The organism is Gordonia sp. (in: high G+C Gram-positive bacteria) (assembly GCF_052106715.1).
Lineage (GTDB): Bacteria > Actinomycetota > Actinomycetes > Mycobacteriales > Mycobacteriaceae > Gordonia.
This window is the reverse complement of record NZ_JBQEDL010000014.1, coordinates 26,984-48,492: the sequence shown is the minus strand read 5'-3', so window position 1 is coordinate 48,492 and position 21,509 is coordinate 26,984. Positions and strand designations below refer to the sequence as shown.

General features: G+C 66.6%; 19 protein-coding genes. 12 read left to right on the top strand and 7 right to left on the bottom strand.

Features of this window, described 5'->3' with window-relative positions; genetic code table 11:
- Window positions 1-75 precede the first annotated feature (75 nt).
- The 4 genes from ACTIMF_RS09200 to purD are packed head-to-tail and all read left to right on the top strand — an operon-like array spanning window position 76 to window position 5,880.
- Entirely contained in the window at window positions 76-1,335 is a 1,260-nt protein-coding gene (locus ACTIMF_RS09200) for a glycosyltransferase (protein WP_442349984.1), read from the top strand.
- Complete coding sequence (locus tag ACTIMF_RS09195) at window positions 1,332-3,377, top strand: ArnT family glycosyltransferase (protein ID WP_442349983.1); 2,046 nt, start codon at window positions 1,332-1,334, stop codon at window positions 3,375-3,377. Before ACTIMF_RS09200 ends, ACTIMF_RS09195 begins: the two co-directional genes overlap by 4 nt.
- Window positions 3,378-3,402: 25 nt before the next feature.
- On the top strand, window positions 3,403-4,614 hold the full coding sequence (locus ACTIMF_RS09190) for a low temperature requirement protein A (protein WP_442349982.1): 1,212 nt from the start codon (window positions 3,403-3,405) through the stop codon (window positions 4,612-4,614).
- 3 nt (window positions 4,615-4,617) lie between these two features.
- On the top strand, window positions 4,618-5,880 hold the full coding sequence (gene purD, locus ACTIMF_RS09185) for a phosphoribosylamine--glycine ligase (protein WP_442349981.1): 1,263 nt from the start codon (window positions 4,618-4,620) through the stop codon (window positions 5,878-5,880).
- Between the two features lie 32 nt (window positions 5,881-5,912).
- Here the strand turns inward: purD and ACTIMF_RS09180 are convergent, their stop codons facing one another.
- Complete coding sequence (locus tag ACTIMF_RS09180) at window positions 5,913-6,842, bottom strand: alpha/beta hydrolase-fold protein (RefSeq protein ID WP_442349980.1); 930 nt, start codon at window positions 6,840-6,842, stop codon at window positions 5,913-5,915.
- A 180-nt stretch (window positions 6,843-7,022) separates the two neighbouring features.
- Between ACTIMF_RS09180 and purB the strand changes: the two genes are divergently transcribed.
- The 3 genes from purB (at window position 7,023) to ACTIMF_RS09165 (ending at window position 11,529) form a co-directional block, all read left to right on the top strand.
- Window positions 7,023-8,450: an adenylosuccinate lyase gene (gene purB / locus ACTIMF_RS09175; RefSeq protein WP_442349979.1), complete on the top strand. Its 1,428-nt coding sequence runs from the start codon at window positions 7,023-7,025 to the stop codon at window positions 8,448-8,450.
- Window positions 8,451-8,512: 62 nt separating this feature from the next.
- On the top strand, window positions 8,513-9,403 hold the full coding sequence (locus ACTIMF_RS09170; protein ID WP_442349978.1) for a phosphoribosylaminoimidazolesuccinocarboxamide synthase: 891 nt from the start codon (window positions 8,513-8,515) through the stop codon (window positions 9,401-9,403).
- Entirely contained in the window at window positions 9,403-11,529 is a 2,127-nt protein-coding gene (locus ACTIMF_RS09165; RefSeq protein WP_442349977.1) for a S9 family peptidase, read from the top strand. Before ACTIMF_RS09170 ends, ACTIMF_RS09165 begins: the two co-directional genes overlap by 1 nt.
- A gap of 64 nt (window positions 11,530-11,593) precedes the next feature.
- Here ACTIMF_RS09165 and ACTIMF_RS09160 read toward each other — a convergent pair whose 3' ends face one another.
- Both ACTIMF_RS09160 and ACTIMF_RS09155 read right to left on the bottom strand, forming a co-directional pair.
- Window positions 11,594-13,111, bottom strand: a complete 1,518-nt coding sequence (locus ACTIMF_RS09160) for a DHA2 family efflux MFS transporter permease subunit (RefSeq protein WP_442349976.1) — start codon at window positions 13,109-13,111, stop codon at window positions 11,594-11,596.
- Window positions 13,108-13,581: a MarR family winged helix-turn-helix transcriptional regulator gene (locus ACTIMF_RS09155; RefSeq protein ID WP_442349975.1), complete on the bottom strand. Its 474-nt coding sequence runs from the start codon at window positions 13,579-13,581 to the stop codon at window positions 13,108-13,110. Before ACTIMF_RS09155 ends, ACTIMF_RS09160 begins: the two co-directional genes overlap by 4 nt.
- A gap of 80 nt (window positions 13,582-13,661) precedes the next feature.
- Between ACTIMF_RS09155 and ACTIMF_RS09150 the strand changes: the two genes are divergently transcribed.
- The 4 genes from ACTIMF_RS09150 to ACTIMF_RS09135 are packed head-to-tail and all read left to right on the top strand — an operon-like array spanning window position 13,662 to window position 16,426.
- Window positions 13,662-14,150 (top strand): glutathione peroxidase, encoded by a 489-nt coding sequence (locus ACTIMF_RS09150; RefSeq protein WP_442349974.1) that lies wholly within the window; start codon window positions 13,662-13,664, stop codon window positions 14,148-14,150.
- A 53-nt stretch (window positions 14,151-14,203) separates the two neighbouring features.
- Window positions 14,204-14,443: a phosphoribosylformylglycinamidine synthase subunit PurS gene (purS, locus tag ACTIMF_RS09145; protein WP_442349973.1), complete on the top strand. Its 240-nt coding sequence runs from the start codon at window positions 14,204-14,206 to the stop codon at window positions 14,441-14,443.
- A gap of 7 nt (window positions 14,444-14,450) precedes the next feature.
- Complete coding sequence (purQ, locus tag ACTIMF_RS09140; RefSeq protein ID WP_442349972.1) at window positions 14,451-15,131, top strand: phosphoribosylformylglycinamidine synthase subunit PurQ; 681 nt, start codon at window positions 14,451-14,453, stop codon at window positions 15,129-15,131.
- 17 nt (window positions 15,132-15,148) lie between these two features.
- Complete coding sequence (locus tag ACTIMF_RS09135; protein WP_442349971.1) at window positions 15,149-16,426, top strand: M18 family aminopeptidase; 1,278 nt, start codon at window positions 15,149-15,151, stop codon at window positions 16,424-16,426.
- Here ACTIMF_RS09135 and ACTIMF_RS09130 read toward each other — a convergent pair.
- Window positions 16,423-16,815 (bottom strand): winged helix-turn-helix transcriptional regulator, encoded by a 393-nt coding sequence (locus ACTIMF_RS09130; protein WP_442349970.1) that lies wholly within the window; start codon window positions 16,813-16,815, stop codon window positions 16,423-16,425. The genes ACTIMF_RS09135 and ACTIMF_RS09130 overlap by 4 nt on opposite strands.
- A 131-nt stretch (window positions 16,816-16,946) precedes the next feature.
- Between ACTIMF_RS09130 and ACTIMF_RS09125 the strand changes: the two genes are divergently transcribed.
- Complete coding sequence (locus tag ACTIMF_RS09125) at window positions 16,947-17,804, top strand: NmrA family NAD(P)-binding protein (protein WP_442349969.1); 858 nt, start codon at window positions 16,947-16,949, stop codon at window positions 17,802-17,804.
- Window positions 17,805-17,842: 38 nt separating this feature from the next.
- Here ACTIMF_RS09125 and ACTIMF_RS09120 read toward each other — a convergent pair whose 3' ends face one another.
- From ACTIMF_RS09120 to ACTIMF_RS09110, 3 genes are read right to left on the bottom strand one after another with little or no spacing between them, the layout of a single operon-like run.
- Window positions 17,843-19,141: an outer membrane protein assembly factor BamB family protein gene (locus ACTIMF_RS09120; RefSeq protein WP_442349968.1), complete on the bottom strand. Its 1,299-nt coding sequence runs from the start codon at window positions 19,139-19,141 to the stop codon at window positions 17,843-17,845.
- A gap of 27 nt (window positions 19,142-19,168) precedes the next feature.
- Complete coding sequence (locus ACTIMF_RS09115; protein ID WP_442349967.1) at window positions 19,169-19,807, bottom strand: DUF305 domain-containing protein; 639 nt, start codon at window positions 19,805-19,807, stop codon at window positions 19,169-19,171.
- The gene (locus tag ACTIMF_RS09110) at window positions 19,804-21,357 is read right to left on the bottom strand and encodes an LVIVD repeat-containing protein (protein WP_442349966.1); all 1,554 of its coding nucleotides are present in this window, start codon (window positions 21,355-21,357) and stop codon (window positions 19,804-19,806) included. The genes ACTIMF_RS09115 and ACTIMF_RS09110 overlap by 4 nt, the downstream gene beginning before the upstream one ends.
- Window positions 21,358-21,509: the final 152 nt, after the last annotated feature.

The window sequence follows — 21,509 nt, the reverse complement described above, 5'->3', positions numbered from 1 at the left end:
GGCGGCGGGATTGGCTCAGGAAGCTCACAGGTTAGTCGCAGAGGGGCCGGAGGTTGGCGGCCGAGAGTTGCTGGCATGACGACAACACTCGAACCTCAGCAAGCCGACGAGGTCGACGAATCCGCGGAATCGTGCCCGCCGGTCCTCGACATCGTCGTTCCGGTCTACAACGAGGAGGACGGTCTGGAGACGGCGGTCGAGCGCCTCCGGGACCATCTCAGCACACACGTGCCGTATGCCTCGCGCGTCACGATCGCCGACAACGCGAGCACCGACGACACCCTCCCGATCGCGCGCCGCCTCGCAGCGGAGTACGACGACGTCCGCGTCGTCCAACTCTCGAAGAAGGGTCGCGGCGGGGCCCTCAACCGAGTCTGGCGCACGAGCGACGCCGAGATCGTCGCCTACTGCGACGTCGACCTGTCGACGGACCTGAACGCACTGATGCCGTTGATCGCTCCGCTCATCTCCGGTCACTCGGACATCGCGATCGGGACACGGCTCTCGCGCTCGTCGCGGGTGGTGCGCGGACCGAAGCGAGAGATGATCTCGCGTTGCTACAACCTGCTACTGCGCACCACGATGCACGCACACTTCTCCGACGCCCAGTGCGGCTTCAAAGCGATGCGGACCGACGTCGCTCGCCGCATTCTCCCGTATGTCAAGGACACCGGTTGGTTCTTCGACACCGAACTGCTGGTGCTCGCCGAACGCATCGGCCTGCGAATTGCGGAAGTGCCCGTCGACTGGACCGACGACCCGGACAGTTCGGTGGACATCGTCGCGACGGCCGTCGCCGACCTCCGCGGGTGCGCTCGTGTCGCGTGGGCGTTCGCGCGGGGCACCTTGCCGATCGCGCAGCTGCGCGCCACTCTCGGACGAGACCGTCGTCCCGGGCCGCAGGTCGACGGCGTGCCCCACGGAATGGTCGGACAGGTCGTCCGCTTCTGCGCCGTGGGCGTCGCGTCGACCATCGCCTACGCGCTGCTGTACCTGCTGTTGCACTCGGTCCTCGGGGCACAAGCCGCGAACTTCGCGGCACTCGCCCTCACTGCGATCGCGAACACCGCGGTGAACCGTCGATTCACGTTCGGTATCCGTGGCTCCGACCGTGTACTCCGCGACCAGTTCGTCGGATTGTGCGTCTTCGGGTTCGGGTGGGCGGTCACCGCGATGGCCCTCGTCTGTCTGCACAGCTTCGCGCCCGATGCGGGGCGTATCGCCGAACTCGCAGTGTTGGTGGTCGCGAACCTCGTTGCGACCGCGACCCGCTTCGTCGGGCTGCGCACCCTGTTCTCAACTCGAGCGCGATCGGCCGAAGGCGAATCCGCATGAGCGACGACGTCTCCACTGATCGAACATCAGGTGGATCACCGTCGACTGAATCACCGTCGACTGAATCACCGTCGACTACGGTCACCCGGGCATCGCTCGCTGCGCTCCTCGTCGGCACTGCCGTCCTCTACCTGTGGAACCTGTCGGCCAACGGGTGGGCGAACTCGTTCTACACAGCCGCGATCCAAGCGGGTTCTCAGTCGTGGAAGGCCTGGTTCTTCGGATCGTCCGACATGGCGAACTCGATCACCGTTGACAAACCGCCTGCCTCCCTGTGGATTCCGGGCCTTGTGGTGCGCGCCTTCGGATTGAACTCGTGGACGGTCCTGGTCCCCGAGGTCCTGATGGGCGTCGCGTCGGTGTTCCTGCTCTACCTGATCACCCGTCGGATCTTCGGGCATTGGGCGGGAATCGGAGCAGGCGTGGTGCTCGCGCTGACTCCCGTCGCCGCGCTGATGTTCCGCTTCGACAACCCCGAAGCACTCCTGATCCTGTTGATGATCGCCGCGTGTGGCGCGCTTCTGAAGGCGACCGAGACCGGTCGTCTGCGCTGGATGATCGCCGCGGGCGTCGCTGTCGGCTTCGGCTTCCTTGCGAAGCAGCTCGAAGTGATGTTGATCGTCCCCGCGATGGTCATCGTGTACTTCGTGGCCGCGCCCGGCACGTGGCTACGCCGCGCGGGGCACCTTCTCGCAGCATTGGTCTCGCTCGTGGTCGGTGCCGGTTGGTGGGTCCTCGCCGTCACGCTCTGGCCGGCATCGAGCCGTCCGTACATCGGTGGCTCCCAGAACAATTCGATTCTCGAACTGACCTTCGGATACAACGGACTTGGCCGACTCTCCGGCAACGAGGAGGGCAGCGTCGTCCCCGGTGGGGGGATGGGCGAGGGTCCCGGCGGCTTCGGTGGCGGTCCAGGAGGCGGCCCCGGCGGCGGCATGTGGGGCCAGACCGGATTCTGGCGCATGTTCGACGCCGAGCAGGGCGGTCAGATCGCTTGGCTGATCCCGGCGGCGGTCATCACCTTCATCGCGGCGATCGTCGTCATCGGTCGCGCGCCGCGTACAGACCGGCGGCGCACCTACCTACTCCTCTTCGCGGGCTGGCTGGTGTCGGTGGCAGGCACCTTCAGCTTCATGGCGGGAATCTTCCACAGCTATTACACGGCGGCACTGGCGCCTGCGATCGCGGCAGTCCTTGCGGCGTCCGTCGCCGTGCTCTGGCCGTATCGCGAGCAATTGTGGATCCGCCTCACTCTCGCAGGCGGGACGTGGGCGACGGCAGGTTGGGGCTTCGCGCTGCTGGCGCGTTCGGCCGACTTCGTGCCGTGGTTGCGCTGGTCGGTCCTGGTCCTCGGCATCGCTGCGGGCGCAGCACTCCTCGTTACAGGCGGCAAGTCGTGGCAGCGCCGCGTCGCCGCGGCGGCTGGGACCGGCGCGATCCTCGCCGGATTGGCCGGACCCACCGCGTACACGATCGACACGATTGCCGCCGGGACGCAGGGCTCGATCGTCAGCGCCGGTCCGAGCAGCGGAATGGGTCCGGGTGGTCACGGCGGGCCCGGTGGACATGGCGGCGGACCGGGTGGACGAGGTGGTGGCCCCGGTGGCCGCCACGGCATGCGACCTCCGGGACAGATGTCCCCGATGCCGTTCGGCGAGATGAAGGGGCCCGGTGGTGGGCTGCTCAACAGCTCGGAGCCGAGTGAGCGACTCACCGCGACCCTGCGGACGGACGCCGACGATTTCACGTGGGTGGCCGCGGCAGTCGGCTCCAATGAGGCGTCCGGCTACCAGATCGCGACCGGCTACTCGGTGATGCCGATCGGTGGCTTCAACGGAACCGACCCGTCGCCGACACTGGCCGAGTTCAAGCAGCTCGTCGCGGACCGGGCGATCCACTACTTCATCGGTGGCAGTGGCGGAGGATTCGGCGGCTCCAGTGATTCGGACGGGACGTCGGCCCAGATCAAACAGTGGGTGGAGGCCAACTTCACCTCCACCACGATCGACGACGTGACTCTGTACGACCTGAGCGGCGGCTAGCGTGCGGAGGTACTAGCCTGACCACGTGCCTGTGCGAACTCAATTGCGGCGGATGGCGGGGCGAGACCCCGACGAAGGCGAGCGGGCCGGGAGTGGGCTCGAGGTCTTCTACGACCTGATCTTCGTCGTCCTGTTCTCGGTGGCCGGGGTCCAACTCGCGGACTACTTGGCTGAGGGGAAGGTCTTCGCCGCCGTCGTCGGCTACGTCCTCGTCTCGTTCAGCGCGATATGGGCGTGGATCAACTTCGCCTGGTTCGCGTCGGCGTTCGACACGGACGATCCGTGGTTTCGTCTGTCGGTGCTCGTCCAGATGGTCGGTGTCTCGGTGATGGCAGTCGGCGTCCCGCCGGTGTTCGCGTCGATCGAGGCTCACGCTCACGTGGATCTGAAAGTCATCGTCTTCGGATACATGGTGATGCGGATCGGGTTGATCCCGCAGTGGCTGCGCGCCGCCAGTCAGTCGACGCGGTACCGGTCGACCTGTCTGACGTATGCGGTGGCGTGCATCGCCGCCCAGGCGGGTTGGACTGTCGTCGCACTCGCGCCGATGGGACTGACCACGACGCTGATCGCGATCGCGGCCTGTGCCGTGGTCGAGTTCCTCGGGCCGTTGTTCGCGGAGACGAGAATTGCCAGTACACCGTGGAATCCGTTCCACATCACTGAGCGGTACTCGACGCTCATCGTTATCACGCTCGGTGAGGGTGTCGTCGGCACCGTCGCCGTCCTACAAGCGGAGATCGGTCTGACCGGGTGGACGCTGCAGACCGCCGTGCTCGGTGCGACGGCGCTCGGTGTCACCTTTGCGATGTGGTGGCTGTACTCGGTGATGCCGAACGGCGAAGCGCTCGCCGAGAACCGCGGCCGCTGTTTCCCGTGGGGCTACGGGATGATCCCGGTATTCATCGCGTGTGCCGCGGTCGGGGCGGGTATGGATCTGATCGCGAAGTGGATAGCGGGCGAGACCCACGACTCCGAGTTGACAGTGATGCTGGCAGCGGCGATTCCGCTGGCGATCTTCACCGTCGGCGTGATCCTCGCGCATTACTACCTCGCTGGGTCCTCCGGCATGGAGGTGGTCCTCATCGCAGCCGCACTCGTACCGATCATCGTCGCGATCGTGTCGGTCGCTGTCGGTGTGCCGCTCCTGATCGGGGTCGTTATTGGATCACTGGCTCCGGTCCTGCCGACCCTCGTCATCGAATTCAGCACCAAGTTCGAACCCGCTACGCTGTGACACGTGCGCGTACTGGTGATCGGCTCGGGCGGCCGCGAACACGCCCTTCTCCTCGGTCTCGACCGTGACCCGTCGGTGACGGAACTCCATGCGGCTCCGGGCAACGCCGGGACCGCGACGCTCGCGAGGAACCATTCCGTCGACGCGAAATCCGGGGACGCCGTCGTGGCTCTTGCCCGCGAGATCGGCGCAGACCTCGTCGTGATCGGGCCCGAGGTCCCGCTGGTGCATGGGGTCGCGGACGCGCTGCGCGACGCGGGCATCGCCGTTTTCGGTCCGAGCGCGACCGCCGCCCAGATCGAGGGCTCCAAGGCGTTCGCCAAGGACGTCATGGCCTCGGCCGGAGTCGCGACGGCGCGTGCCGAGAGCGTCACCGCTATCGCCGACGTCGACGCGGCTCTCGACCGCTTCGGACCCACCTGGGTCGTCAAGGACGACGGACTCGCGGCGGGCAAGGGGGTCGTGGTCACCTCGGACCGTGACGAGGCCCGCGCGCACGCGGTGGCCGTCATCGAGGGCGGGAACCCGGTACTGCTGGAGAGCTTCCTCGTCGGACCCGAAGTGTCGCTGTTCTGTCTCGTCGACGGTGAGACCGTCGTTCCGCTCCTTCCCGCCCAGGACCACAAGCGCGTCGGCGACGGCGACGAGGGGCCGAACACCGGCGGCATGGGCGCGTACGCGCCGTTGCCGTGGTTGCCCGATGGCATGGTCGACCGGATCGTCGACGAGGTAGTCGCGCCGGTTGCGACTGAGATGGTTGCCCGCGGTGCCGGTTTCTCAGGCCTGCTGTATGCGGGGCTGGCGATCGGCCCCGACGGGCCGTCCGTAGTCGAATTCAATTGCCGCTTCGGCGATCCCGAGACCCAGGCCGTCCTCGACCTGCTGGAGACTCCGCTCGGGGAGGTGCTCGGCGCGGTCGCGAACGGGACGCTTGCCGAACTCGAGTCCCTGCGTTGGTTCGAGGGCAGCGCTGTTGTCGTGGTCCTGGCGGCGGAGAACTATCCGGGTGCGCCGCGTACCGGTGACGTCATTTCCGGTCACGAGGCCGATGGTGTCCTGCATGCGGGCACCGCCTGGAACGATGCGGGCGACGTCATCTCCTCGGGCGGCCGTGTGCTGTCGGTCGTCGGACGTGGCGCCGACCTCGCGCGGGCTCGGGCCCAGGCATACGATCGTCTGGACTCGGTGAGCTTGGCCGGTTCGCATTTCCGCACCGACATCGGTGCGGCGGCGCAAGCGGGTCGGATCAGTATTCCCGCAGGTTGAGCGTGCGTGAGGTGGCCGTCGAGGCAGGGCCGTCAGGCCGCCAGTTCCCGACCCAGAAACGCCACTTGGTCGGCCATGACCGAACGCCAATAGCGAGTGGTGTGCCCGCCGGGCCCCGTCGCGAACGCCGCGGGTGGGTGCAGGTGCGCCGCCCATTGGCGGGTGTATAGGTAGAACTGATCCGATGTTCCGACGCTGATCATCAGCGGGATGTTTGCGAAGACGTGCTGCTGACCGAACATCGAGTTCGACTGGTAGTCAGCTTGGGAGTCGAAGGCGCGCGGCGGGAACGCAGTGGGATCGGCCCACAGCGCGGGGGAGCTGACGGCGATCGCCGCTACCCGTTGAGGACCGAGTATTGCGCCGATTCGCAGCGCCCCGTAGCCGCCCATCGACCAGCCGAACAGCCCGACTTTATCGGTCCGCAGATCGAGTTCCGGATTCTTCTCGAGCATCGGAATGAATTCGTCGATGATCATCGCGGCGCCGTCGGTTCCGTCGGTTCGCTGATGGTAGTAGTTGCGGCCCACGCCTACTGACGCGACCGCGAACGGCGGGTTCCCTGCGTCGACGTGCCGCTGGACGACGCCTTGGATGTTCAACGCCTCGCCGAAGATGGACTTCTCATTGGTGTTCAACGCGTGCGCGACGACGACGACCGGCAGTTCGCCGGTCACGCCGCGGGGCCGAGCCATCGCCCATCGGGTGGGGCGTCCGGCCATCTTCGCGGATACGAATTCTCCGGTGATCACCGGCGGATCGTCGGGGATGTTCGGCGGCGTCGTCTCGATGGCCAGTTCGTCGTCCGCCCCGGTGTGTGCCGCGCCCTCCGGGGTCAGCGCATCGTTCTGCGCACACGCCGCCAGCCCGAACCCGGCCAGACCGGCGGCCAGGCCGGTTCCGCCCACCAGGAGGGTGCGACGGGAGACCGCCCGCGCGGCGGTTTCCGGTGACGTCCTCACTCGTCAGCGAGGGCAGGTGCAGCGCTGGTCCTGCGGTAGCGGCATCATGACCTCGTCGATATGGGCGCCGCAGCCGTCCCACGTGGTCTTGCCGCAGGTCTTGCAGGTGACGGGGTAACACATGGCCTCCAGGATACGCGATTTTCGCTCCCACGATGCACCGGCACTAGACTGCACCACGTGGGAAAACCTGCTATCAGTAATGTCCTCGCCAATCGGTACGCGTCCGCAGATCTCGCGCGGATATGGTCGCCGCAGCACAAGATCGCGTTGGAGCGACAGCTCTGGATCGCGGTGATGAAGGCGCAGTGCGATCTCGGGATCGACGTCCCCGCGGAGGCGATCGCCGATTACGAGAAGGTCGTGGACCAGATCGACCTCGGGTCGATCGCAGACCGCGAGCGCGTCACCCGCCACGACGTTAAGGCGCGGATCGAGGAGTTCAACGCTCTCGCGGGCCACGAACACATTCACAAGGGCATGACCAGCCGGGACCTCACCGAGAATGTCGAGCAACTCCAGGTACTCCTGTCGCTGCAGCACGTTCGCGCCCACGGTGTCGCGGTGCTCGCCCGCATCACCGAGCGCGCAGCCACGTACGCGACCGTCGTCATGGCCGGCCGCAGCCACAACGTCGCCGCTCAGTCGACGACCCTCGGAAAGCGATTCGCGTCCGCGGCCGACGAGTTGATGATCGCCCTGACCCGTGTCGACGAGTTGATCGCCCGCTACCCGCTCCGCGGGATCAAGGGCCCGATGGGCACCAGTCAGGACATGCTGGACCTCCTCGACGGTGACGCTGACCGACTCGACCGACTCGAAGGCGCAGTCGCCGAACATCTCGGCTTCTCCAACGCGCTGACCTCCGTGGGTCAGGTGTACCCGCGCTCGCTCGATTACGATGTCGTCTCTGCGCTCGTCCAGGTCGCGGCAGGCCCGTCATCGCTGGCGACCACGATTCGTCTGATGGCTGGCCATGAGCTGGTCACCGAAGGTTTCCAGCCGGGACAGGTCGGCAGCTCGGCGATGCCGCACAAGATGAACACTCGCAGCTGTGAACGCGTCAACGGACTGGCGGTGATCCTGCGCGGCTACGCGTCGATGACCGGTGAGCTCGCAGGCGCACAGTGGAACGAGGGCGACGTGTTCTGCTCGGTGGTGCGCCGCGTCGCGCTGCCGGACGCCTTCTTCGCGATCGACGGTCTCATCGAGACGTTCCTGACGGTCCTCGCCGAATTCGGGGCTTACCCGGCCGTCATCGCCAACGAGCTCGACCGCTACCTGCCGTTCCTCGCCACGACCAAGGTACTGATGGCGTCGGTGCGCGCGGGTGTCGGTCGAGAGAGCGCGCACGAGGCGATCAAGGAGAACGCTGTCGCTGTCGCGCTCGCCATGCGTGAGGAGGGACGCGAGCCGGATCTACTCGACCGGCTCGCCGCCGACAGCCGCATCCCGCTCGATCGGGCACAGCTCGACGCACTGATCGCCGACAAGTCGGCGTTCTCCGGCGCTGCCGAAGCCCAGGTCGCCTCCGTCGTGCGGCAGGCGCAGCGATGGACGGACGCATACCCGGACGCCGCAGCGTACACGCCGGCCCCGATCCTCTGAGGCGAACTCAAGCCGCCTCGACTCATCTCCACGAAGACCGACCCGTAAGGTTCACCCACTCCATGCGTCCAGCACTCGAGTCCTACCGACACATCGCGTCCGGTAAGGTCCGCGACATCTACGAAATCGACGAGCAGACCCTGTTGTTGGTCACCTCTGACCGGATCTCCGCCTACGACTTCGTCTTGTCGACGCCGATCCCCGACAAGGGGCGGATCTTGACGGCGGCCAGCTTCTTCTGGTTCGAGGCGCTCGGGGTGCGCAACCACCTGGCGGGTGGCCCCGACGACGAGCGGATCCCCGCCGAACTCGTCGGGCGGTCGATGGTCGTGACGAAGCTGCCGATGGTGCCGGTCGAGTGTGTGGCGCGCGGCTACCTCACCGGCTCCGGTCTCGTGGACTACCGCGAAACCGGTTCGGTGTGCGGGGTCGCGCTACCGGACGGTCTCGGGGAGTCGGACAAGCTGCCGGAGCCGATCTTCACCCCGGCGACGAAGGCCGCAGTGGGAGACCACGACGAGAACGTCTCGTTCGAACGGGTCGCGGCAACCGTCGGCGACGACCTCGCGCAGGCGTTGCGACACGCGACACTCGACATCTACGGACGCGGTGCCGCGCTCGCTGCCGACCGGGGAATCATCCTGGCCGACACCAAGTTCGAGTTCGGTCAGGCAGCCGACGGGTCACTCGTCCTCGCCGACGAGGTCCTGACCCCCGACTCCTCCCGATACTGGGACGCGCAGGCGTACACGCCGGGGCGGGTGCAGCCCAGTTTCGACAAGCAGATCGTCCGCGATTGGCTCACCAGTGGTGACTCCGGGTGGGACAAGGCGTCTGAGCAGCAGCCGCCCGCCCTTCCGGACGACGTCGTCGAACGCACCAGAGAGCGCTATATCGAAGCGTACGAACGCATCTCGCAACTGCGTTTCGCCGACTGGGCGGATCGTCTCTGATGTCGGCCGCACCGGTGGCGAAGAAGGTCCGCTCCGAGCGCGTGCACCACGGCGACGTGTTCGTCGACGATTACGAGTGGTTGCGCGATAAGGCCGATCCCGAGGTGATCGCCTACCTTGACGGCCAGAACGCGCACACCGAAGCGCAGACCGCCGATCTCGCTGACCTTCGGGCCGCCATCTTCGGCGAGATCAAGGCCCGCACCCAAGAGACCGACATGGGACTGCCGACGCGCAGCGAAGGCTATTGGTACTTCGCGCGCACCACCGAGGGGCAGAGTTACGCCAAGTACTGCCGGTGTCCGATCCGTGGCGGCGACGACTGGACGCCGCCGGAGGTGTCCGTCGACGCGGCGCTGCCGGGCGAGGAAGTGTTCTTCGACGCCAATCGCGAAGCGGCGGGCACCGAGTTCTTCAGCATGGGCGCACTGTCGGTGTCGCACGACGGCGCTCGGCTCGCATACAGCGTCGACACCGAAGGCGACGAGCGGTACACGCTGCGATTCCGGGACCTCGGGACCGGCGTCGACCTGCCGGGCGAGGTCCGTGACACCGCGGGCGGGGCCACCTGGTCCAAAGACGGCCGGTTCGTCTTCTACCTCACCGTCGACGACGCCTGGCGTCCGGACACTGTGTGGCGTCACGAGGTCGGCGCAGGCGTCGACGACGTGAAGGTGTTTCACGAGCCCGACGAGCACTTCTGGGTGGGCGTCGGATCGACGCCGAGCGACGAATACCTGTTGATCGGGGCCGATTCGAAGCTGACGTCGGAGATGTTCGTGCTGTCGGCCGACGACCCGACCGGCGAATTCGTCTCCGTCGCGGGCCGAACCCCCGGCACCGAGTACGGCGTAGACCACGCGCGCATCGACGGCGAGGACTATTTCCTGATCGTCCACAACGGGGAGGTGGACGGCGCCAAGGCCGTCAACTACGCGGTGGACATCGCTCCCGTCGACGACGTCGCCGCGCGCCGACCGTTCATTCCACACGATCCGGCCCGTCGCATCGAGGACATCGACAGCTTCCGTGACTACCTGGTGCTCTCGTACCGATCGGACGCATTGCCCAAGCTGGCCGTCGCGGATCTACGTGCCGTGCACGGTGTCCCGACGATCGAGGACTTCGTCGACGTGCGATTCGACCAGGATCTGTGCTCAGCGGGTCTTGGATCCAACCCCGAATGGGGAACGCCGCGTCTGCGGATCGTCTACACCAGTTTCGTCGACCCCGTGGAGGCGCTCGACCTCGATGTCGCGACCGGCGAGCGGACGTTGCTTCGTCGTCAGACGGTGCTCGGCGACTACGACCCGTCCGAATACGTGGCGACCCGCGACTGGGCGACCGCCGAGGACGGTACCCGTGTCCCGGTCTCGTTGGTGCGGCGACGCGACCTACCCGACGGTCCGGCACCCGTTCTGCTCGTCGGCTACGGCGCGTACGAGACCCCGATCGACCCGGGTTTCGCGGTGTCCCGACTGTCTCTCCTCGACCGCGGAGTCGTCATGGCGTACGCGCATGTCCGCGGTGGCGGTGAACTCGGTCGCCCGTGGTACGAGGGCGGTCGACTCATGCACAAGCGCAACACGTTCACCGATTACATCGCCGTCGCCAGGCACCTCGTCGACACCGGACGCACATCGCCGCAGCAGTTGATCGCCGACGGCGGCTCAGCGGGCGGCCTCCTGATGGGCGCGGTCGCGAATATGGCTCCGGACCTGTTCCGCGGCGTGTTGGCAGCGGTCCCGTTCGTCGATGCCCTCACCTCGATGCTCGATCCGAGCCTGCCGTTGACCGTGACCGAATGGGACGAGTGGGGCGATCCCTACCACGACCCGAACGTGTACGAGTACATGAAGTCGTACTCGCCGTACGAGAATGTCGCCCCGCGCGACTACCCGGCGATTCTGGCTCTCGCATCGCTCAACGACACCAGGGTGCTCTTCACCGAGGCGGCCAAATGGGTTGCACGGCTGCAGGAATCGACGACGTCGGGTCGTCCTGTCCTGCTCAAGACGGAGATGTCGGCAGGTCACGGCGGTGTGAGCGGTCGGTACAAGCAGTGGGAGGAGACGGCGTACGAGCTGGCGTGGATCCTCCGTGAGTCCGGAGCGGTGACGCCGTAGCTGCGTACAACTGTGCCCCGCTGCTGTCGGCAGCGGGGCACAGTCGATGTGATCTCAGGCGTTGTCAGTGTGCCAGGACAGGTACTGCCTCGGCGTCCTCAGTCTGAGCGATCTTCTTACGGGGTAGGAAGAGCGCGGGGATGATCGTCAACGCGACCAGCACCGTACTGACGATGAACGTGGTGGCGAACGCCGACGCCGCGTCGTCGAACCCGAGGTCGAGGACACCCTGCGGAACGTTGGCGGGCACCATGTCGGGTGCGACGTTGGATCCGATGGCCAGGGTGGCGCCCGCGCTCAGTAGCCCGGTGTAGATCACCGTGATGACGGCGGAACCGATCGACGACGAGGTCTGCTGGACGACGTTCACCAGGGTCGAGCCGTCGTTGACCTGCTCGGGCTTCAGGGTGGCCAGAGCGGCCGACATGATCGGCATCATCGTCATGCCCATACCGAGACCCTGCACGAACAATGCGGCGCACAGGTACAGGTACGAGGTGTCCGGTCCGAGGAAGACAAACGCGCCGACACCGATGACGAGCAGCACCAGGCCACCGAGGACGAACTTGCCCGGGCCCATCTTGTCGGTCATCTTGCCTGCGATCGGCATGGTCAACATGGCGCCGATGCCCTGCGGGGCCAGCAGCAGACCCGCGATGAGCGTGGTCTCGCCGCGGACACCGATGAAGTACTGCGGGTACAGGAGCGACGATCCGAAGAACGCGATCATGAACGTGACCATGGTGATCACCGAGACCATGAGAGTCCGGTTCTTGAACAGGCGCAGGTCGAGCAGCGGCGTCTTGGTACGCATGGCGTGGAAGACGAAGCCGATGATGAGCAGGGCGCCGATGATCATCGGGAGGTACACCTTGGGGGCGTTGAACGTCGACTCCTCGGCACTCGAGGAGACGCCGAACAGGAACAGGGCGAGACCCGGCGACAGGAGGAGTAGACCGATGCCGTCGATCGACGGGCGGATCTTGTCCTTGTCGGTGGGCAGCACGAACCAGGCGTAGACGATGGCGATGAGGCCGATCGGGATGTTGATCAGGAAGACCCAGTGCCACGAGGCGATCTCGATCAGCCATCCGCCGAGGATCGGGCCCGCGATCGGGCCGAGGAGCATCGGGATACCGAGGACTGCCATGACGGAGCCGACGCGAGCCGGGCCGGCCGCCTTGGTCATGATCATCATGCCGATGGGCATGAGGAGACCACCACCGAGACCCTGGATGACACGGAATGTGACCAGGGTGCCGATGCTCGTGGCCAATGCGCACAGGATCGACCCGATCAGGAACAGGACGAGGGAGGCGAGATAGACGTTGCGCGTGCCGAACCGGGAGGCCGCCCAACTCGCAATCGGAATCACGGCGGCCAGGGCCAGCGTGTAGCCGGTCATCGACCACGCCACGCTGGCGGGTGTCGACGAGAACTCCTGCGCGAAGGTGTTCTGTGCGACGCCGACGACGGTCACGTCGAGGATCGACATGATCGCACCGAGGACGACCACACCGGCGACGATGAATACATCGCGGCCGAGTTTGTCCGGCGCAGGGGCCGAGACGGATGAAGTCATGAGGTCACTTTCTCTGATGAGAGGTGGGTGAGAACGTCAGACAGAGTGCTGCGCAAGGTGTTCCGCAGCTGCTCTGGCAATTTGGTGATCACGTCGGCGAGATCGTCGGAATGCTGCGTGAACTGTTCGGCCAGCAGCGTGCGCCCCTTCTCGGTGAGTGAGAGTCGCTTCACTCGGCGATCATCCGGATCTTCCCGGCGATCGACGAGCTCGAGACCGACTAGCCGATCGGCACCGCGACCCGCGGCCGCGAGCGAGAGGCCCACTGCGTCGGCCAGTGTGTTCACCGAGACCGCTTCGTCCTCGCGCCCCAGTGTGAAGAGCATTCGCAGATGCGAGAGCGGCATGTCGACCGCTGCGAGCGAATCTGCAGTGTGGGCGCTCTGTTGACACGCGAGTGTGTCGAGGAAACGGAACAGCACAGCACAGGTTGCGGTGACTGATTCGTCGGCGACAGCGGTAGAAGGCACGTCAACAACTTACGGCGACGCAACTGTTGCCGCAACACAACCAGTCGTGAGGTTGCTCACCGATGATTAAGCTGTGGGGCATGAGTCACTCGAACATCAAGTCCATCCCCGTGAACGCACTCGACGGCTCGCCGCTGAACCTCGGCGACCTGACCGGTCCGCTGCTCGTGGTCAACGTCGCCTCCAAGTGCGGGCTCACCCCGCAGTACACGGCACTCGAGCAGTTGCAGAAGACTTACGGACCCAAGGGGCTGACGGTCGTGGGCATGCCGTGCAACCAATTCATGGGGCAAGAGCCGGGAACCGCCGACGAGATCGCGACCTTCTGCTCCACCACATACGGCGTCAGTTTCCCGCTCTTGGAGAAGGCCGACGTGAACGGCGACGACCGTCATCCGCTGTACACGGCTCTGACGCAGACCCCGGATGCCGACGGCGAGGCGGGCGACATCGCGTGGAACTTCGAGAAGTTCCTCGTCTCGTCCGACGGTGAGGCCGTCGCCCGATTCCGGCCGCGCACAGAACCCGACGCACCCGAAGTGGTCTCGGCGATCGAAGCCGCTCTCTGAGAGCCGGGTACGATACCGCCGTACGACTTTCTCACCGAAGGAGCGGTTGCCTGATGGCACGTGTAGTGGTCGATGTCATGCCGAAGGCCGAGATTCTGGATCCCCAGGGGCAGGCGATCGTCGGCGCGCTGGGGCGTCTCGGATTCACCGGCGTCGCAGACGTCCGGCAGGGCAAGCGATTCGAGTTGGAGGTCGACGATTCGGTCAGCGACGCCGATCTCGAGCGCATCGCCGAAGACCTCCTGACCAACACGGTCATCGAGGGGTTCGCCGTCTCTCGAGTGGCGGAGTGATCACCAGATGACCGCACGCATCGGAGTCATCACCTTTCCCGGCACGCTCGACGACGTCGACGCTGCCCGTGCCATCCGTCTCGCGGGCGGCGAAGCCGTCGATCTGTGGCACGGCGACCCCGCCCTGAAGAGTGTCGACGCCGTCGTCGTCCCTGGCGGCTTCTCGTACGGCGACTACCTGCGGACCGGTGCCATCGCCAAGTTCGCGCCCGTGATGGGCGAAGTGGTCTCGGCGGCCGCCACGGGGATGCCGGTCCTGGGCATCTGCAACGGCTTTCAGATCCTGTGCGAAGCCGGGCTGCTACCCGGGGCGCTGACCCGCAATCAGGGACTGCATTTCGTGTGCCGCGACCAGTGGCTGCGCGTCGAGTCGAATGTCACGGCCTGGACCAGCCGCTACGAGCCGGGTGCCGAGATCCTGATCCCGCTCAAGTCGGGCGAGGGGCGCTACGTCGCGTCCGACGAGACGCTCAAGGAACTGCAGGGCGACGGCCGCATCGTGTTCACCTACGCGGGCGACAACCCGAACGGCTCCCAACTCGACATCGCTGGGATCGCCAGCGCCAACGGCCGTGTCGTCGGCCTGATGCCGCATCCGGAACACTCGGTCGAGGCACTCACCGGCCCGTCCGACGACGGCCTCGGCCTGTTCTACTCGGCGCTCGACGCCGTCATGGCCGCCGTCTGAGGCAGTCGGACAGAGCTATGGACACGACAGCGACAGCAGTCGGCCTCGGCGGGTTCGTCGACGCCTCGCCTTCGCCGTTCCACGTGTGCGCGAGTGTCGCGGAGTCCCTCGACGCCGCGGACTATACCCAGGTGTTCGAGGCGCAGCCGTGGCCCGCCGACGTCCGACGAGGATATGTCGTGCGCGGAGGGTCAATCCTCGCGTGGGACGCCGCGGTCCTCGATACCGTTGCGACTCCCACACGGGTGCCGTTCCGCATCATCGGCGGGCACACCGACAGCCCCAACCTGCGCCTCAAGCAGTATCCGGACCGGCGGGCCGCGGGGCTGTCGACCGTCGCATTGGAACCCTACGGCGGTGCCTGGCTGAACTCGTGGCTCGACCGCGACCTCGGGCTGTCCGGTCGGCTCGCGTACGCCGACGGCTCATCCGTCGCGCACGCCTCGGTGCGGATCGACGATCCGATCCTGCGCGTACCGCAACTGGCGATCCACCTGTCCGAGGACCGCAAGGGCGTGCACCTCGACCCGCAACGGCACGTCGACGCTCTATGGAGCCTCGACGAGAATGCCTCCATCGTCGACGTCGTCGCCGAACGGGCAGGCATTGACCCCGCAGCGATCCTCGGATGGGAACTGATGGCGCACGACGTCACGCCGTCGCGCATCGTAGGCGGCGGCAGCGAGTTCCTCAGCGCGCCGCGGTTGGACAACCAGGGCACCTGCTACGCGGGGCTCCGTGCGCTCCTGGACGCACAGCCGGGCCGAAGCGTCGCCGTCCTCGCGCTGTTCGACCACGAAGAGGTCGGGTCCGGCTCCGAGCGGGGAGCGTCAAGCGACTTCCTCGTCACCGTGCTGGAACGGCTCGTCGCCGCGAACGGCGGCGGCCGCGACGAATTCCTTCAGGCGATGGCGGCCAGCGTCTGTGCGTCCGGCGACATGGCGCACGCCACCCACCCCAACTATCCGGACCGTCACGAGCATGGACACCAGATCGCGGTCGGCGGGGGGCCGGTCCTCAAGGTGAATCAGAATCTGCGCTACGCATCCGACGCGACCGGCGAGGCCGAGTTCGCGATGGCCTGCCGGGATGCCGACGTTCCGCTGCAGCGCTACGTGCACCGTGCCGATCTGCCGTGCGGGTCGACGATCGGTCCGCTGACCGCGACGCGCACCGGGCTGCTGACCGTCGACGTGGGCGCCCCGCAGCTGGCGATGCACAGCTGCCGTGAGCTGATGGGCGTCGACGATGTCGCCATGTACTCAAAGGCTCTGCGGGCCTTCCTGGAACGCTAACGAGCGTCGTAGTCGTCTTGGGCCTTCCGCACCTCGGGTAGCCTGCCTTCGACGAGTTCGATCAGGCCTGCCAGGCGATCTGCCACCTCGGCTCCGAGATCGGTCAACGAGTACTCGACGCGCGGCGGGATCGCTTGCAGCACTGTGCGATTGACGAAACCGTCGCGTTCGAGCGACTGGAGGGTCGACGACAGCATCCGCTCGCTGACGCCGTCGACACGGCGTCGCAGGGCGTTGAATCGGAGCTCGCCGTCGCCCAGTGCCACGAGGGCGAGGAGTCCCCACCGGCTCGTCGCGTTCTGCAACACCGGTCGTGAGGCGCAGTCACGCGAGAAGACGTCCGGCTCCAGCGTCGGATCGACGTCGTCGGGTACAGATGTCGCTGTCATGGTCACCATTTTATACCTCCCGAAACATCTGTACTAATGTATGCAGTTGCACTGCACTTTAAGTAAGTGCACGATGAATTCGTACCGGCGTTCCAGTCAGTGGCAGCGTCGACGGATCGAAGGAGAATCGCATGACCACGTATGCAGTGACCGGAGCGACCGGCGGACTCGGCGGAGCCGCAGTGGCCGCACTCACAGCGCGGGGCGTCACCCCGTCCGACATCGTCGCATTCGTCCGAGACGAAGCGAAGGCGACGGCTCTCACTGAGGCCGGCGTCGTCGTCCGCGTCGCCGACTACGAGCAGTCCGACGCGCTGGACGCCGCGCTGGACGGCGTCGACCGTCTGCTGCTGGTGTCGAGCCCGGAAGTGGGGAAGAGGTCACCGCAGCACCGGAACGTCGTCGACGCGGCTAAGCGGGCAGGCGTCGCCTTCATCGCGTACACGAGTCTGCTCAACGCCGACACGTCGCCGTTGCTCCTGGCCGACGAGCACCGCGAGACCGAGGCGTACCTCGCCGACAGCGGAGTCGATCACGCTGTCCTGCGTAACGGCTGGTACTCGGAGAACTATGCGGCGTCTGCACAGGCCGCGATCGACGGCGGGGAATTCGTCGGATCGGCGGGCACCGCGACCGTGGCGCCCGCGGCCCGGGCCGACTACGCAGATGCGGCAGCGGCAGTCCTCCTCGCCCCGGACGCCGGGCGCGTCTACGAACTCGCGGGCTCACAGCATCTGACGTACCCGGACATCGCGGCCGCGTTCAGCGAGGTCGCCGGGACGTCGGTTCGCTACCGGGACGTTCCGGCCGCCGATTACAAGGCGTTGTTGATCACCGCCGGTGTGCCCGCGGGCGGGGCCGCGATCGTGGCCGACTCCGACAGCGGAGCCGCACAGGGTGCACTGGACTCGTCGTCGACGGACCTCGCCGACCTTCGGGGCGTCGAGAGCACGCCGTTCGTCGACGTGATCCGACGCGTGCTCGGCTAGTTCGGGCTCAAGACACCCTAGTTCGGGCTCAAGACACCCTAGTTCGGGCTCAAGACACTCAGTGTCGAACCTTGGCTCAGGACGATCCGTCCGTCGACGTCGGTCGCCTCGCCGTTGATCGGCAGAGTCCACGCCTGCTCGCCCGTCGACGGACGGAATGCGGTCAGCTGGCTGCTGTTCCCGAAGACCGCGACGTCCTCGGACGCGCCGACACACGAGAGCATGTCGACGTCCGAATCGGGCCGGTCGAACTCCGGTTCGGCGAGTTCGCCCACCCGATCGCCGCTGTCGAGTGCGAAGAAGACGCGCGAGCGGTCCTTGAGGGCGAAGGACACCTGCGGTCCGCAGGGGCGGGTGTGCGCTTTGGACAACTCGGTGTCCGAGACCTCCCAGGCGGCGTGGCCGGTCGCGGGGTCCATCACCTGGTAGCGGCCGTGCGCCTGCAGGACGGTGTCGCCTGCGGCCGTGACCACCGGCAGAGTCGACGGGCCAGGGACCAGTTGCAGGCCGTCGGCGCTCGAGACGCGAGCCGGGGCGACGACGCCGTCGGACACACGATAGAAATCGAGCGTCGTCGTGCCGTCGTGGCTGCGGGAGACGACGACGCCGGTCGGGTACGTCGTCACCTCGCAGTCCTGGCATGCGGCGATGTCCTCGCCGGTCTCCGGATCGATGACGAATCGTGCACCGTCTGCGGTCGCGACGGTTAGGACGCCGTCCTCGACGCGTGGACGCGCAGACGCGGCGAACGTGCGACTCCAGCGCTCGTCGCCGGACGACGACCGCAGGGACACCTGGTAGCCGCTGTCGTTGACGTGCACGAAGTCGGTGCCGACCCCGACCAATTCGGCGGTATCGGAACCGCTGGACGTCAGTTCCATGCTGCCGTTCTCACGGTCGACGACGAACAAGCCGTTCTCGGGGCCGTCGGTCCGAGTTCGTACCGAACAGCCGATCTCGCCGGAGTCGTCGAACGCACACGCGCCGAAACCGGCGTTGACCGGCTCATCCCATTGCTGTGCGCCGGTGTCCGCGTCGACGAGGACGTACATGCGGCGGATCCCTGCCGTGTACGAGACGAGCCACTCGTCCCCGGAAGTGTCGGCGATCGTGATGTCGCCGTCGCCGGTCAGTCCGGGCAGCGATTGATCGTCGAGCGTCCACGCGGTCGACGGTGCCGACGAGTACTCGGCCAACACACCGTGCCCTCCGGTGCTCGCATCGTCGGAGGACTGGCCGAGGACCAGGCCCGCCGTGACTACGAGGGCAGCAGCACCCACGGCGGCGACGGAGCCCATGCCGAACGGCAGACGTCGGAATCGGGTCGCAAGCGGCATGCGGTCAGTCAATCACGGGGCGGCCGATCATGGGGCGACGCCACGAGCGCGCAACAGGAGAGTCATCTGCCCGATCTCGTCGCCCTGCTCGGTGATCATCGACAACGCCAGCCTCCGGGTGGCCGCCGATGCGGTGTCCGAGTTCTGCGCGGCCGTCGCCATCTCGACGCCGCCGCGATGGTGTCGGATCATCAGTTGCAGGAACTCGATCTCGGCGGCGGCGCCGCGGGCGTCCGACAGTCGGGCGATCTCGTCGGAGCTCGCGAGCCCGGGCATCGGCGGCTCGTCGGCGTCGGTGGGCTCAGACGGTCCATGCTCGTGCTCCCCGGGATGCATCCATTCCATCGGATGGTCGGAGGTGAGCGGTAACGCGAACCAGTCGAGCCACCCGCGCATCGTGGCGGCCTCGGCAGCCTGTGTCGCGGCGATCCGGTCGGCCAGTCCACGGATCTCCGGGGCCACCTCGGTCGTCAGCGTGTTCGCGATCAGAATCGCCTGATCGTGGTGGACGCTCATGTCCTGGGCGAACCCGATATCGGCGGGGGTCGGTTCGTGCGATCGCTGTTCGGCGCGGTGGTTCTCCCAAGCGACTCCGCCGAAGAAGCCCGCGACGGCCAGAAGAAGTGCCAGGAGCACTGCGCACACCGCAGTAGTGGCTCGAGTCATCCGGAGACGGACTCCTGATCTGCGGGCGGCGTATAGACGTCCGGACTCAGTTGCAGAGCGTAGAACCCGCCGTCGGCGCAGGTGGTCCACAGTTGGTCGCCATGGAACTCGGGCGGGGAGAAACACCAGTCGGTGGACATGTCACCGCCGACGACCATCCCCGAGCGGGGGCCGAGGGCGTCGTTGAGCTTCGCTTTCCCGTTCACGATCGACATGCCGAGGCTCAGGAACTCGATGGCGGGCACCCCGATGATGGAGCCGAGTACGTGGGCGGAGTTCGGCAGTTCGGCGATGGTCGCGTTCTTCTGCGCGGGTGGATTGAAATAGGCGATCTCCCGGATCTTCGACAGATTGCGGATGTCGAACACGCGGATACCGGACGACTCCCACGAGCACGCGAGCGTCGTCGGATCGTCGGGGCGGTCGGCCGCGCAGTAGTGCGGGTTGCTGCTGAACAGGCTGTTGCCCATCGAGTCGGCCAGGTTCGTGTCGAGGTTCTCCGGCAGGTTGATCTCGAGTTTGATCTGCGCCGCGTACTTCGGTTTGTTCACTCGCGTCACGTCGAACACCTTGACGCCGCCCGAGCCGCCCTCGTCGGCGGTGATGATGTGCGGTCGGCCACGGTAGGTGACCGGGATCGAATGCTGATTGAGTTGCCCGTCGGGCCACAGATAGGCGGCCACGTGCCGTACCTGCGGGAATCGGGCTCGTCGCTGGATGGAGCTGATGTCGAGGACCGTGACGCCCGCCATGTTCGAGATGTACATGCGGTTCCCGTCGGGGGTGATGCCGAAACCGTGCCCGAGGAAGCTGTGCAGGCCCTGCCAGATGACGCGGGGCTTCCGGGGATTCGAGACATCGATGGCGCTGAGGTGCCCGGGGAAGACACCGGACGCCCAGTAGGTGCGTCCGTCCGGCGACCATCCGCCTTCGTGCGAGGTGAAGGGGAGCGGGGTCGCGGTACCTGGGCCGGGATTCAACAGGCGCGGGTGCGCGCAGTCCGAGATGTCGTAGACGGCGAAGTATCCACCGCCCCACAGCAACGGGACAGATGTGGCCGCGAGCAGCTTGCGCTTCTTATTGACCTTGAGGGTCTCCCAGGTGCCGCCGCGCATGGCGGGCGAGGTCAGTGACCCGACGACGTTCGGCGCGCTGGGATCTGCGACGTCGACCACCTGCACGCCGGGCTGGCGGACGAGGTTGTTCCCGGGGAACAGGCTGCCCGTGTAACTGCAGTGGTCGTACGTGACCGAGGTGATGCCACCGCCTGCGCCGCGGACGTTGCCGATCTCCGAGAGGTTGCAGTGGTAGCCCCGGCGCGAGCGACCCGAGTTCCGGTCCTCGACGGTGACCTGTCCCTGGAGGGCTCGCTCCGGGCTGGATCCGGGGCCGCAGTCGGCTCGGTCGACTGCGACGTCGGAGATGTCGCCGAAGAAGTGGTTCGCGGCGTTCGCGTCGGGCGCGACGGCCAACGACGCGGCGAGCGCGATCACCGACCCGATCGCGGTGACGGCGACGTATCGCCTGATCGATGGTCGTGCACGTGTCATGGCCGGTCCCCGACTTGCTGAGTGATTATGGCGTGCCGCAAGCTAACACGTAGATGGCGTCCGCCGGGTCCGGTTCGAGTGAATCGATGATCGATCGGGTCGCGTTGAGCGCCGTTCGCTCACGGCGTAGTCGTTCGGGAACATCATTCCTG

Bases quoted from the DNA above. Each gene is read 5' to 3' on its own strand.
- ACTIMF_RS09200 (WP_442349984.1), top strand. From the start codon at position 76: ATGACGACAACACTCGAACCTCAGCAAGCCGACGAGGTCGACGAATCC.
- ACTIMF_RS09195 (WP_442349983.1), top strand. From the start codon at position 1,332: ATGAGCGACGACGTCTCCACTGATCGAACATCAGGTGGATCACCGTCG.
- ACTIMF_RS09170 (WP_442349978.1), top strand. From the start codon at position 8,513: ATGCGTCCAGCACTCGAGTCCTACCGACACATCGCGTCCGGTAAGGTC.
- ACTIMF_RS09165 (WP_442349977.1), top strand. From the start codon at position 9,403: ATGTCGGCCGCACCGGTGGCGAAGAAGGTCCGCTCCGAGCGCGTGCAC.
- ACTIMF_RS09160 (WP_442349976.1), bottom strand. From the start codon at position 13,111: ATGACTTCATCCGTCTCGGCCCCTGCGCCGGACAAACTCGGCCGCGAT.
- ACTIMF_RS09150 (WP_442349974.1), top strand. From the start codon at position 13,662: ATGAGTCACTCGAACATCAAGTCCATCCCCGTGAACGCACTCGACGGC.
- purS (WP_442349973.1), top strand. From the start codon at position 14,204: ATGGCACGTGTAGTGGTCGATGTCATGCCGAAGGCCGAGATTCTGGAT.
- purQ (WP_442349972.1), top strand. From the start codon at position 14,451: ATGACCGCACGCATCGGAGTCATCACCTTTCCCGGCACGCTCGACGAC.
- ACTIMF_RS09135 (WP_442349971.1), top strand. From the start codon at position 15,149: ATGGACACGACAGCGACAGCAGTCGGCCTCGGCGGGTTCGTCGACGCC.
- ACTIMF_RS09130 (WP_442349970.1), bottom strand. From the start codon at position 16,815: ATGACAGCGACATCTGTACCCGACGACGTCGATCCGACGCTGGAGCCG.
- ACTIMF_RS09125 (WP_442349969.1), top strand. From the start codon at position 16,947: ATGACCACGTATGCAGTGACCGGAGCGACCGGCGGACTCGGCGGAGCC.
- ACTIMF_RS09120 (WP_442349968.1), bottom strand. From the start codon at position 19,141: ATGCCGCTTGCGACCCGATTCCGACGTCTGCCGTTCGGCATGGGCTCC.
- ACTIMF_RS09115 (WP_442349967.1), bottom strand. From the start codon at position 19,807: ATGACTCGAGCCACTACTGCGGTGTGCGCAGTGCTCCTGGCACTTCTT.
- ACTIMF_RS09110 (WP_442349966.1), bottom strand. From the start codon at position 21,357: ATGACACGTGCACGACCATCGATCAGGCGATACGTCGCCGTCACCGCG.